Annotated in this window: 10 protein-coding genes; 3 read left to right on the top strand and 7 right to left on the bottom strand. The window is 65.1% G+C overall.

Features of this window, described 5'->3' with window-relative positions; translation table 11 throughout:
* Window positions 1-23: 23 nt before the first annotated feature.
* A complete protein-coding gene (gene mltG, locus ACSQ3O_RS11460) occupies window positions 24-1,010 on the bottom strand; it encodes an endolytic transglycosylase MltG (protein WP_436138956.1) in 987 nt (328 codons plus the stop codon).
* 45 nt (window positions 1,011-1,055) lie between these two features.
* Between mltG and ygfZ the strand changes: the two genes are divergently transcribed.
* Window positions 1,056-1,964 (top strand): CAF17-like 4Fe-4S cluster assembly/insertion protein YgfZ, encoded by a 909-nt coding sequence (ygfZ, locus tag ACSQ3O_RS11455; RefSeq protein ID WP_436138955.1) that lies wholly within the window; start codon window positions 1,056-1,058, stop codon window positions 1,962-1,964.
* A 73-nt stretch (window positions 1,965-2,037) separates the two neighbouring features.
* On the opposite strand, the gene ACSQ3O_RS11450 is transcribed toward ygfZ, so the two are convergent.
* The 3 genes from ACSQ3O_RS11450 to ACSQ3O_RS11440 all read right to left on the bottom strand — a co-directional run bounded on the left by ACSQ3O_RS11450 (window position 2,038) and on the right by ACSQ3O_RS11440 (window position 4,802).
* Complete coding sequence (locus ACSQ3O_RS11450; protein WP_436138954.1) at window positions 2,038-2,895, bottom strand: YbgC/FadM family acyl-CoA thioesterase; 858 nt, start codon at window positions 2,893-2,895, stop codon at window positions 2,038-2,040.
* Between the two features lie 8 nt (window positions 2,896-2,903).
* Window positions 2,904-3,866 carry an alpha/beta hydrolase gene (locus tag ACSQ3O_RS11445; RefSeq protein WP_436138953.1) on the bottom strand — a complete coding sequence of 321 codons (963 nt, stop codon included), beginning with the start codon at window positions 3,864-3,866 and terminating at the stop codon, window positions 2,904-2,906.
* A gap of 66 nt (window positions 3,867-3,932) precedes the next feature.
* Window positions 3,933-4,802 (bottom strand): 2-keto-4-pentenoate hydratase, encoded by an 870-nt coding sequence (locus tag ACSQ3O_RS11440; RefSeq protein WP_436138952.1) that lies wholly within the window; start codon window positions 4,800-4,802, stop codon window positions 3,933-3,935.
* A 97-nt stretch (window positions 4,803-4,899) separates the two neighbouring features.
* Between ACSQ3O_RS11440 and ACSQ3O_RS11435 the strand changes: the two genes are divergently transcribed.
* Together ACSQ3O_RS11435 and ACSQ3O_RS11430 are read left to right on the top strand one after the other, a co-directional pair.
* Window positions 4,900-6,036, top strand: a complete 1,137-nt coding sequence (locus ACSQ3O_RS11435; RefSeq protein WP_436138951.1) for an iron-containing alcohol dehydrogenase — start codon at window positions 4,900-4,902, stop codon at window positions 6,034-6,036.
* 217 nt (window positions 6,037-6,253) lie between these two features.
* Window positions 6,254-9,115, top strand: a complete 2,862-nt coding sequence (locus ACSQ3O_RS11430) for a bifunctional diguanylate cyclase/phosphodiesterase (protein ID WP_436138950.1) — start codon at window positions 6,254-6,256, stop codon at window positions 9,113-9,115.
* Between the two features lie 47 nt (window positions 9,116-9,162).
* Here the strand turns inward: ACSQ3O_RS11430 and ACSQ3O_RS11425 are convergent, their stop codons facing one another.
* The 3 genes from ACSQ3O_RS11425 to ACSQ3O_RS11415 form a co-directional block, all read right to left on the bottom strand.
* Window positions 9,163-10,356: a patatin-like phospholipase family protein gene (locus tag ACSQ3O_RS11425; RefSeq protein ID WP_436138949.1), complete on the bottom strand. Its 1,194-nt coding sequence runs from the start codon at window positions 10,354-10,356 to the stop codon at window positions 9,163-9,165.
* Window positions 10,357-10,502: 146 nt separating this feature from the next.
* Complete coding sequence (locus ACSQ3O_RS11420) at window positions 10,503-11,561, bottom strand: acyltransferase family protein (protein ID WP_436138948.1); 1,059 nt, start codon at window positions 11,559-11,561, stop codon at window positions 10,503-10,505.
* A gap of 254 nt (window positions 11,562-11,815) precedes the next feature.
* Window positions 11,816-12,643 carry an HDOD domain-containing protein gene (locus tag ACSQ3O_RS11415; protein WP_436138947.1) on the bottom strand — a complete coding sequence of 276 codons (828 nt, stop codon included), beginning with the start codon at window positions 12,641-12,643 and terminating at the stop codon, window positions 11,816-11,818.
* Window positions 12,644-12,708 lie beyond the last annotated feature (65 nt).

Below are 12,708 nucleotides of genomic sequence, written 5' to 3'. Positions count from 1 at the left end.
CCTTGGTTGACGGAGCCATCGGATTACTGCTGCCCGCGCTGGTAGCGGTTGACGGCGCGGTTGTGCTCCTCCAGCGAGGCGCTGAAGTGGCTGCTGCCATCGCCTTTGGCGACAAAGTACAACGCGCGTGTGGCCTGCGGCTGCACGGCGGCCAGCAACGCCGCCTTGCCAGGCATGGCGATGGGCGTGGGCGGCAGGCCCGCGCGGGTGTAGGTGTTCCAGGGGGTGTCGGTCTGCAGGTCGCGCTTGCGCAGGTTGCCATCAAACTTCTCACCCAGGCCGTAGATCACCGTGGGATCGGTCTGCAGCAGCATGCCCACGCGCAGGCGATTGACAAACACGCCCGCAATCTGGCCCCGGTCGCTGGCCTTGCCAGTTTCTTTTTCAACGATGCTGGCCAGGATCAGTGCTTCGTCCGCCGATTTCAGCGGCGTGTCGGCCGCACGCTGCGCCCAGGCGGCTTCGAGGCGGCGGTCCATGGCATGCATCGCCCGGCGCAGCAAGGCAATGTCGCTGGAGCCTTTGGCGTAGGTGTAGGTATCCGGGAAGAACCGCCCCTCGGGCGCCACGCCGGGGCGGCCCAGTTGGGCCATCAGCGCTTCGTCGGACAGGGTGGCGGAGTCGCGCTTGAGCTGCTCTTCCTTGGCCAGCGCCTGGCGCACTTGGCGCCAGTTCCAGCCTTCGACCAGGGTGAGCGCGCGCAGCGCCTCTTCGCCCCGGGCCAGCTTTTGCAGCAGGCTGATGGGCGTGGTGCCGGGCGGGATTTCGTAGTTGCCCGCCTTGATGGCGCGGTCTTGCCCTGAGACACGGAACCAGGCGTAGAGCAGGCGCGCATCCGTCTTCACCCCAGCCGCCACCACATCGCGGGCCACGCCGCGCGGCGTGGTGCCGGGCTCGATGGCCAGCTCCAGCGGCTCGGGTCCCAGGTCCAGCGGCTGGTGCAGCCACCAATAGGCAGCGCCGCCCAGTGCGATCCCCACCAACACGATCAAAGCCAGTAAACGTCGCACAACCCTGCTACCAATATGTATGAATCAGGGCATCATAATTCAGCGATGACCTACCCCTTGAATGGCATTGCCCCCCTGTCCCACCTCGGCGTGATTCGCGTGGAAGGCGAAGACGCCGCCAAGTTTCTGCACGGCCAGCTCACCCAGGATTTCGCCCTGCTGGGCATGGACCAGGCCCGCCTTGCGGCCTTTTTGTCGGCCAAGGGCCGCATGCAGGCCAGCTTCATCGGCTTCAAGCGCAGCGCCACCGAGGTGCTGCTGGTCTGCAGCCGCGACCTGTTGCCACCCACGCTCAAGCGCCTGTCGATGTTTGTGCTGCGCGCCAAGGCCAAGTTGACAGATGCCACCGGTGACTTTGCGCTGTACGGCCTGGCAGGAGGCTCCGTCCCCGCAGGCGGGCAGCCCGCCTGGGCCAAGGCGGACGCGGGCGGTGCGTCGCTGGTCCACCTGTATCCGGCCGGCGGCCAGCCCCGCGCACTGTGGGTGGCCCCGGCATCAGACCCGGCCCCCGAAGGCCCCGTGCTGGACACGGCCCTGTGGCTCTGGAGCGAAATCCAGAGCGGCGTCGCCACGCTGACCACGCCCGTGGTCGAAGCCTTTGTGCCCCAGATGCTCAACTACGAATCGGTGGGTGGCGTGAACTTCAAGAAGGGCTGCTATCCCGGCCAGGAAGTGGTGGCCCGCAGCCAGTTCCGGGGCACGCTCAAGCGCCGTGCCTACATTGCCCACGCGGCAGCCGAGGTGGCGGTGGGGGCCGAGGTGTTCAGCACCAGCGACCTGGAGCAACCCTGCGGCACCGTGGTGCAGGTGGCCGCCGCGCCAGGCGGTGGCTTTGCTGCCATCGTGTCGCTGCAGATCAGCGCCGCCCAAGAGGGCGCACTGCAGGTGGGCGCAGAAGGCGGCGTGGCCCTGTCGCTGCAGCCCCTGCCCTACCCTTTGCTTGAAGATATTTGAACAAAAATGGGCTTTTGCGCGCGCCCACCATGCGCAAGCAGCTCACTTTTCAATAGCAATCAACTGCCACTGCCTATAGGCGCCGCGCCATCGCAATGTGCGCAATGCCCGCTTCTTCGTACGGCTCGCCCACCACGGTGAACCCCGCCCGGCGGTAGAAGCCCTCGGCACTGCTCTGGGCGTGCAGTTGCACCTCGGCATCGCCCCGGGCACGCGCAGCGTCCACCAGCGCATCCAACAATTGGCGGCCCCACTGCGCACCGCGCACGGACCGGTCCACCGCCATGCGGCCGATGCGGCCCACGCCGGGCGACTGCTGCAGCAGGCGGCCTGCGGCAATGGGCATGCCCAGCCGGTTGTACAGCACGGCGTGGCGCGCCGAGATGTCGTGCATGTCGGCCTCGACCTCGGCCGGGATGCCCTGCTCGTGCACAAACACATCGGTGCGCACGCGGCCTGCATCGCGGCCCAGGGTGTTCCAGTCGCCGGTGCGCACCTCGGCCATCTCGGCGCCTGCTTCAAAGCCTTCAAAGATCGCGCGCAGTGCGGGCGGCACGGGGCGGGAGGTCTGCGCGGCCGGGTCGGCAAACACATAGACCAGTTCGGCCGAAATCAGCAGCCGGTCGCCACAGAAAATGCCCGCCGTGAACAGGCACGACGAGTTACCAATGCGCGTGCACTGCAGACCCACATCCAGCGTGTCATCCAGTCGCGCCGAGGCGTGGTACTCCACCGTGGCCTTCTTCACATACATCTCGCCGCCCAGCGCCAGCATGCTCGCCTCGTACGGCAGCGCCAGCGCACGCCAGTACTCGGACATGGCGGTATCGACATACATGAGGTAGTGCGCGTTGAACACGATCTTTTGCATGTCCACCTCGGCCCAGCGCACGCGCAGGCGGTGGAAACAACGGAAATCACTGCGTTGCATGGGTCTATTTACTCCAGGTGAAAAGCCAGCCGCAGCGCACGGGCTGCGTCGGCGTGGGCCTTGCGCGCCTCGGGAATGGCGCGGCCCATCTTGATGAATTCGTGGGTCACGCCCCGGTAGATGTCCAGGTCCACCGGCACACCCGCAAGGCGCAGCTTGTCGGCATAGTCAACGCCTTCGTCCACCAGCGGGTCGCATTCGGCCAGGCCGATCCACGCGGGTGCCACGCCTTCCACATCCGGCGCCAGCTGCGGGGCAAAACGCCAGTCCTCACGCTCCTCGCGCGTGGTCACGTAGTGGCCAAAGAACCAGCTGATGGCGGGCTCTTCCAGCACCAGGCCGCGCGCAAAGGTGGCGTGCGAAGGCGTGTCCTGATGCGCCGCGCAGCCGGGGTAGATCAGCAGCTGCAGCGCCAGAGGCAGGCCTGCATCGCGCGCCAGGATGGCGTTGACTGCAGCCAGCGTGCCCCCCGCGCTGTCACCACCCACGGCCAGGCGCTGGGGGTCAGCGCCCAGGCCCTCGGCGTTGGCAGCGAGCCATTGCAAGGCATCCCAGGCGTCATTGCTGGCCGTGGGAAAGCGGTGCTCCGGTGCCAGCCGGTAGTCCAGCGAGACCACCATGCAACCGGCCAGACGTGCCAACTCGCGGCACAGGATGTCATGCGTGGCGATGTTGCCGATGGTGAAGCCCCCGCCGTGCGTGTACAGCAGCACGGGCAGCCCCTTGTCGGTGCTGGGCGCATACAGCCGCGCGGGCAGCATCACACCATCGCGGGTGGGGATCTGCAGGTCCTCCACCCGCGCCAACGCGGCTTTGGGCACCTCCAGCACGTCCGCGCCCGCCTGGTAGGCAATGCGTGCCTCTTGCGGCGTGCGCGTGTGCAGCGGCGGGTGCCCGGCGCGCGCCATGCGTTCAAGCACGCTGCGCATCTGCGGGGTCAGGCGGGTGTGGTGGATGTGCAGGTCGGTCAACGGTCGGGGTCTCGATGGCAGAAAGACAAACAATGGCCCGCGCAGCGGCGGGCCATGGGGAAGGGCTTACTTGAAGGTCACACGCACGGGCGCAGCGCCGGGCAGGCCGTCGTAGGTGGCCGTCACCGACAAACCAGCCTTGGGCGGCAGCAACGCAGAGAACGAACCCAGGCTGATCAGATCACCCGGCTGCATGGCCAGGCCCTCCTGCGCCAGCGCACCTGCCAGCCACACCACCGCATTGAGCGGGTGGTCCAGGATGTCGCTGCCCTTGCCGCCACCCAGGCGCGCGCCGGTGCCATCGGTCAACGACACGTTCATGTCAGCCAGGGCCTTCAGCATCGCAAAACGTTCGGCCCGGTACACAGGCACCGCAATGGGTGCACCGGCCACACCCAGACGCGCGCCCACATTGATGGCGGTCACGCCTGCGCCGTTGAGCTTGGGCGGGGCCTGCACCATCAGGTCGGGCAGCTCGATGAACGGAATGATCTGGTCCACGGCGTCCAGCACGTCCATGGGGGTTTTGGCCTGGTTGATGGCCGCACTTTTCACGCGCACCAGCATGTCGGCCTCGTAGAGCGGGCGGGCACCAAATGCGGGGTCCACCGTGGCGCCACTGGGCAGCACCATGCCTTCATAGAGCTTGCCCCACACGGGCTTGTCGGTATTGAAGCGCTTTTGCACGGCGGGGTTGGTCAGGCCGGCCTTGTAGCCAATCACCTTGCCCATGCGCTGGGCCAGCAAGGCGTTGACCTTGCCGCGCGTGCAGGCGCCATCGGCGTCAGACAGGTTCTCAGGATTGGCGGCAGGGGTCTTGGCCACGTAGTTGGCCACCAGGTCGGCAGCCTGCGCATCGGTCAGGCACTGGGCCTGGGCGGTTGTCACAGATGCGACGACCACCAGGGCCGCCATCAGGGTTTGCTTCGTTTTCACGCGTGTCTCCTCCTTATAAAGTGGGTTTGAAACCTGTATCAAAGGCTGGCGAGCTATCGTAATCGCTGGCACTCCCATTCACACATCCTGTTGCACCATGGCTTTCATCTACTACGTCACCCAGATCCAGTTTGAATTCGGCGCCGTCCAGCTGCTGAAACAAGAGTGCGAGCGTGTGGGCATCACCCGCCCGCTGATCGTGACGGACCCTGGCGTGAAGGCCGCAGGCGTGCTGCAAAAGGCGCTGGATGCGCTGCCCGGCATGTCGGTGGCCGTGTTTGACCAGACCCCTTCCAACCCCACAGAAGCCGCTGTGCGCGCCGCCGTGGACATGTACAAGGCCCAGGGCTGCGATGGCCTGATTGCCGTGGGTGGTGGCTCGGCCATCGACTGCGCCAAGGGCATCGCGATTGCCGCCACGCACGAAGGCCCCCTCACCCACTACGCCACCATCGAAGGCGGCTCGCCGCGCATCACCGACCGCGCTGCGCCGCTGATTGCCGTGCCCACCACCAGCGGCACCGGCAGCGAGGTGGCGCGCGGCGCCATCATCATCGTAGATGACCACCGCAAGCTCGGTTTTCACTCGTGGAACCTGGTGCCCAAGACCGCCATCTGCGACCCGGAACTCACGCTTGGCCTGCCCCCCATGCTCACGGCGGCCACCGGCATGGACGCGATCGCGCACTGCATGGAAACCTTCATGTCCGCCGCGTTCAACCCGCCCGCCGACGGCATTGCGCTGGACGGCCTCACACGCGGCTGGGCGAACATCGCGCAGGCCACCACAAACGGCAGCGACCGCGACGCACGCCTGCACATGATGAGCGCCAGCATGCAGGGCGCGATGGCCTTCCAGAAGGGCCTGGGCGCCGTGCATTCGCTCAGCCACAGCCTGGGCGGCGTGAACCCGCGCCTGCACCACGGCACGCTCAACGCCATGTTTTTGCCCGCCGTGGTGCGCTTCAACGCGCAGGCGGAGTCGGTGCAGAAGGAAAAGCGCCTGGAGCGCATGGCCCACGCCATGGGCTTGGCCAGCGCAGGCGACATCCCCGAAGCCATCCGCGACATGAACGCCCGCCTGGGCCTGCCCACGGGCCTGGCCGCCATGGGGGTGACCGAAAGCATGTTCGACGACATCATCAAGGGCGCCATGGCCGACCACTGCCACAAGACCAACCCGCGCATCGCCACGCCCGAGGAATACCGCGACATGCTGGCGCAGTCGCTCTGACGGCATCGCGCATCGCCCGCCGCCGGTCTTCCGACCCACGCGCGGGCTATGGCACCGGTGGCACGGTGTTGATCATTACAAAATGTCACAACTTTGCCACACTCCCCCACCAAGCTTCGATCAAAAGGCAGGCCGCGCAGCCCCAGCGGCTAGACTCGCTCCGGTTCACCATTAATTAACGATTCATTACCTGGGATGGGGGAGAGGGCCACCGCCGATGACGCGCACTGCAAATCTCAGCACCTGGCTTCTGCGGGGCACGTATCCCCGGCTCTACGTCCCCGTTGTGCTCATCATCCTGCTGGTCAGTGGCGTGCGCTACCACTACCTGCTGCAGGCCGAAACCAGCGAAGTCCACCGCCACGCGGCGGCCGAGCTGCGCCGCGCCAGTGACTACCTCCTGCCGCGCCTGGCGACCACGCCCACCCCGGATGCCGATGCCATTGCAGGCATCCTGCGCGATGGCATCACCCACCTGAGCCCCGGCGTGCAGGCGCTCCGGTGGGAGCCCTCAGAGTCGGCCCAGCAGCCCGCGTTGCCCGCCACCGAAGTGCACGCCCCCGCCCCCACCGCCCCGGCGGCCCCAGCCTGGTTCGCCCGCTGGCTGAACATCCCCCAGCCCCTGCAACAGGCCGCGCAGCGTCTGGCCGATGGCACCCCGGGCCGGCTGACCATCGCCCTGCAAACCCAGCCGCTGGTGGACCGGGTCTGGGGCACGGTGATCGTCCAGGCTCGCATCTCGGCGCTCAACATCTTCACCATCCTGTTTCTGCTCACCCTGCTGCTGCGGGCCAATGCGCGCATGCTGCGACGGCTGGCCGAGGCCACCAATGCCTTCCGCCAGGGCTACCTGGGCACCCGCATGGAGGTGACCGGCACCCTCGAATCCCGGGCCATGGCAAAGGCATTCAACGACATGGCGGGCAAGGTCCAGTCGCTGGTGCTGTCGCTGCACGAAACCCAGCGCCAGCAAAGCGAGCAATTGCATTTCACGCGGCAACTGATCGACGCCCTGCCCCTGCCCGTGTTCGTGCGCCATGCGGATGGCACCTACGGCGACACCAACCGCGCCTGGCAGCGGCTCTTCCAGGCCCCGGTGGACCCGACCGGCGCGCACCACGCCTCGCCCATGCCCGAAGCCCTGGCGCCCGAACACTCGGCCCAGGTGGCCAATGCGCAGGACAACGTGGTGGCCATCCACCCCGTCCACGCCACCCTCCTGCCGCCGCTGTACATGGCGTACTACGAAGCGCCCTTCACCAGCACCAGCGGTGCGCTGGCGGGCACCATCGGCACCCTGGTGGACGTGACCGAGCGCAAGCGCGCCCAAGAGGCCCTGCAGGCCGAAAAAGAACGCGCCGAAGTCACCCTGGCCTCGATTGGCGACGGCGTCATCACCACCGACCTGGCAGGGCGCATCGACACCATCAACGAGGCCGCACAGCTCATGACCGGCTTCACCGCCCTGCAGGCCGTGGGGCGGCAGCTGGACGATGTGTTCCGCCTGTATGAAGAACCCGCCAGCCGCAACGCCAGCACGGCCGCCGAGCGCGACAGCCTGCCCGGTGCGCTGCAGCAGGCCACACACGAGGTGCTGATCCACCGCTCGGGCGAACGCTACGCCATCGAATACACCGCCTCACCCATCCGCCAGCACAACGGCCTGGCCGTGGGCTGCGTGCTGGTGTTCCGCGATGTGACCGAAGCCCGCAACCTGCGCCACCAGATCTCCTGGCACGCCCGGCACGACCCGCTGACCGGACTCTACAACCGCACAGCCCTGGCCGAACGCCTCACCCACGCGCTGTTCGTGGCCCGCAACAAGGGCCTGCTGCTGGCCGTGTGCATGCTGGACCTGGACCATTTCCAGGCCGTGAACGACGCTTTTGGCAACCGCGTGGGCGACCGCCTGCTCAAGGAAACTGCCCGGCGCCTGGGGGCCTTCATCACCCCCAGCGATGCCGTGGCGCGCATGGGCGGCGACGAATTCGTGCTGCTGCTGGGCGAACAGCCCGATGTCCCGGCCATCGAAGCCCGCCTGGCCGTGCTCATGCAGCAGCTGGCCGCGCCCTATGCCATCGACAACCGCGACGTGAACACCACGGTGAGCATCGGTGTGGCCGTGTTCCCGCACGACAACGCCAGCCCCGACACCCTGCTGCGCCACGCCGACCAGGCCATGTGCCAGGCCAAGAGCTTCGGCCGCAACCAGCTGCATGTGTTCGACGTGCAGCAAGACCATGCCGTGCAGACCCAGCACACGCGCCAGACCCGCGTGGCGCAGGCCCTGCACGCGGGCGAGCTGGTGCTGCACTACCAGCCCAAGGTCAACCTGCGCACAGGCGAGATCATCGGGCTGGAGGCCCTGCTGCGCTGGCAACACCCCGAGGAAGGGCTGCTGGGCCCGCAGCATGTGATGCCCCTGGTGGAGGACACCGACCTGCAGGTCGAGCTGGGCGAATGGGTGCTGCGCCAGGCCCTGGCCCAGATGCGGCAATGGACCGACGCGGGCATGCAATGGGAGGTCAGTGTCAACATCGCCGCGCCCCACTTCCACCGGCCCAACTTCGTGCCGCGCCTCCAGGACATCCTGCACACCTGCCCTGAAGTGTCGCCCACCCGGCTGGAGCTGGAGATCCTCGAATCTGCCGCGCTCGAAGACATGCAGTACATGCGCAGCATGATGCAAAGCTGCCAGGCCCTGGGCGTGCGGTTTGCACTAGACGACTTCGGCACCGGCTACTCATCGCTCTCCTACCTCAAGCGCCTGCCCGCAGAGACGATCAAGATCGACCAGTCCTTCGTGCGCGGCATTCTGGAGGACGGCGACGACCTCACCCTGGTCCAGGCCATCGTGGCCCTGGCTGCCGCCTTCCACCGCCATGTGGTGGCCGAAGGCGTGGAGACCGCCGAACACGCAGCCCGGCTGCTCGAACTGGGCTGCGAGCGGGCACAGGGCTACGGCATTGCGCGGCCCATGCCCGCCCACGAGGTGCTGGACTGGGCACGCGACCATGCGGCCCGCCACGCCGCCCGGGCGGTGCAGGACGCAGCCACGCGGCGCCCTGCGTCGGCTTGATGCGCTAGGACCTGGTCAGCGAAGCGCTCAGTCCACGCCCACCCCGCCTACAGCGGATGCACGGCCCCCATGTCCGGCCGCTGCAGCCACTCGGCCCATTCATCCGCCAGTTGCTGGCTGGCGCTGGTGGCGCCCAGCCAGGCCCTGGCGCGCGCGCGGCTGTCGGTGCCGTAGTGGGTGAAGTCATTGCGGTCTGGCAGCTTGGCATTGGGCAGCGCACGCACCCAGTCGGGGTTGGGCGACAGCACCACCATGTTGTCCAGCGCGGGCGTGGCCCGGTGGCGCCACTTCAGGCCCTTGTCCAGCCAACCCGGCACCACCCGGTGCTGAAAGTGCGGATACAGCACGATGCCCGCAGAACCCGGGGCTGCCTCCAAGGCCGTGTCCGTGGCCTGCGCCTCCTCATCTTTCAAGGTTTTTAGGCCGTCTCCGCGCTCCCCCATTGCCTTTTCAGCTATCAAATTCGCAGCATCAGAGCCTAACCTGCCATAGGCCAGATGCAGGTGGTAGTCAGTAATGCCGCCGTCCCAGTACGCACCCCGGGGTGCCCCCGGTATGTTGTGCACCGCCTGCAACACAAACGGAATCGAACAACTGGCCTGCAGGGCCTGCATGAAGTTGTCCGCACTCAGACCGACCTGCCGGGTGCGGTAGTCGGTTGTGGCAAAGGGCAACTCCGCACCCGACGACGAGAACACCACCCGCTCCAGCCAGGCCCCCATGGCCTTGCGGTGGACGGTGTTGGTCAGGAAAGCGCCCAGGTAGCCCAGCGGCGTTGCCACGCCATGCTCGCGCCCCAGCAGGTGCCGTCCTCGCGAGGTGATGATGTGCAGACGATAACGCGGGTGGCTCAGCACCTCATCCACCCGCCCGCCATAAAACGCATCCAGGTTACGCCCAAACCGCTCGCTCACATGGGCCGCCGTAGGGCGCTTCTTGCCCGGAGGCAACTCGTAGTCCTGGTGGATGTAGTCGTGCTCCAGCCGCTCAAACGCCGCCACCGATTGCTGCAGGCAGGCCGTGGCCATGCGCCACGCGCCAATCGATGCGCCCACCAGGTGCACGGGTTGCTGCGACTGCGGCAGCCATTGCCCAAAAATGAACCGGTCCAGCGGCCCCAGAATCAGCCCCTTGGGCCCTCCCGCCGCAGCAGGGATCACGCCCACATCGCCGGGTTGTAGGCCGTGGTGCTCAAGGTGTTGCCGGGCGCGGGGGCCGGCGTGGATGCGCAGTGCTTTCATGGGGGTGATTGTCGCAAAGCCCCCGTACAACAGCAGTCAGACGGGCGTCTGCAGGGGCCTCGTCAGAACGACAACCGATTGCAAACACCAAGCCAATCAACGACCGCTGAGATGGGCAAAAAACTCAGCCATCACTCCGCAAGGAATCACTTGGCAAAGAGCGCTTTCGCCCTGTTCCGTATCGGTTTTTCAAAAAACCTCTCACTCAGCAAAGCCAACACAACAGCCATCGCCAAAACCAACAAGACCAGCCCCCAGCGCGCGCCTTGGCTCCAGGACAAGGGATCGCCCCAGCCTGCTCTCGGAAGAATCACCCATGCCACTCCAAAAAAAACAACTGGGTGAATGAGGTAAAGACCATAGGTGGCATCGCCCAAAAACTCAGCTGCCTTTGCGAATCGGTTTTCGAGCCTCAACCCTCCGATGAGCCATACCAGAAAAAAGCACACAACAAACCCGACAACACCCCGCACACCCAGCAACTCGTCCCCTGCATCTGCGGGATTGATCGCAGCAATTGCAAAGAATCCACCAGCAACCAACGCAACCACCATCTGATTGGGCAGAGAGGGAGTTATTTCTTTGCGCCGCAAAAATCCAAGAAAACACCCACCAAAAAAATATGCAACAAAGGCTTGTGGCTGGTGAAGTGCAACGATATTTTCCTGATACCCCCCCTGTGATCCGATAGTACTGGTCACCCACCACATTTGCACAAGAAGCAAAACAGGAAACACCACAAAAAACCACTTCCCCCTTAAAACCAAGAACCCCAGAAGAGGAAACATCAAATAATATATCGCCTCAATACCTAACGACCACCCACCAACAAGCATCGAACTGGACGCAGGATCAAAAAATCCAAAAGCAAAAAATCCATTCAAGAGAAATTTTTTCAACAATGCAAGCGTTGCGCCTTCTTTGATTATTTTCCACGGCAAGACCAGCAGCATCAAAAGAATATATAGCGGTGCCAGTCTAAAATAACGCAGCAGAAGAAATTTCTTGAAATCAAACCTTCTGTCCTCCAGCTGCCCCCCATAGGCATACATCAAGCTAGCGCCAGAGAGCACAAAAAAAAGGTAGACGCCATAGCTACCAAAAGAGTGGAAATACCCAAGATCCAGCCACATCGACAGATGGTATCCGCCCACTGCCAGCGCGCACAGGCCGCGAAGAAAATCCCACCCCAAAATTCTATTCATCGTTCTTTTTATTCAATTTATCCACGCATCAAAATATTACCCGGGTCAGCAAGAATACTTTATTGAACTCAAGCAGCGAGAAGTCCAGTGCTTTAACCTGCGGCATGCAATATTCAAAATCACAAAATCAAAATTCTTTCTGAAATAGACACAGAAGGAGCGTGAGAGCCCTTTCCTCAACCACGCAACGTCCGCCACCGAAGGACACATGCAGAAACGACGGCGAGTACTCCAGCCTGTCAAAGGCCAGAAAATCAGACCACAAAATCTGCCACTTCCGGCTTGGCCGTCCAGTCGATGGGATCCTGCTGCAACACCATGTCGATGTCCAGGCCCAGCGTCAGGCCCACCTCGCCGGGGAAGGACACAGCCAGCTCTTTCTCGCTCAGCTCGGCCTCTCGGGCGCGGGCGCGCCAGGCGGCGAGGTGGATCACGCCCGCCAGGGGCTCGTAGGCCTTGTTGTCAAACGGTGCGCTCTGGTACTGCAGGGCGTCGATCACCACCTCGGGCAGCTGCCAGCGGCGCGCGCAGCCCGCTGTGACATGGCCGTAGCTGTAGCCAAAGATGCGCTGCTCGATCTTGTCGCGGCGCAGGTCGAACGGCGCCACCAGGGTGTTGACCGACTGGGCTTTTTCCGGATCGACGAGGTGAATCACCAGCTCGCCCACTGCATGCAGCAGGCCCGCTGTGTAAGCGGCAATCTGGTTCTGGTGCACGATACCGGCCAGCGAGCGGGCCAGCTTGGCGGTGTTGAGGCTGTAGCGCCAGAACTGCTGCATGTTCACGCCCGGCACCGACCGCGAGGTGGTGCCCAGCGGGGCTGACGACACCAGGGTGCGCAACTGGGCGATGCCCAGCAGCGCCAACGCCTCGGGGATGCCCGCAATCTGGCGCGGCAACTGGAAGGTGGGGGAATTGGCCAGCTCCAGCAGGCGCGCAGCCAGGGCCGGGTCGGTGCCAAACAGCTGATTCAGGCGCCGCAGGCTGGGCTCGCTCTGGGCCAGCTCGCTCATCAGCAGCGCCACGGCGCGCGGCAGGCTGGGCAGTGCCACAGGTTGGGCCAGCAGTGCGTTCAACTCCATGGGACAGGGCACCGGTTGTGATGGGGTGCTGGCGATTATGGCCCCCGGCAGGGCCCATCCGCCAG

Source organism: Acidovorax sp. LjRoot74 (assembly GCF_964254355.1).
In the GTDB taxonomy this organism is placed as follows: domain Bacteria; phylum Pseudomonadota; class Gammaproteobacteria; order Burkholderiales; family Burkholderiaceae_C; genus Acidovorax.
Note: the sequence above shows the minus strand (reverse complement) of the source record. Positions and strands in the feature narration are given on the sequence as shown.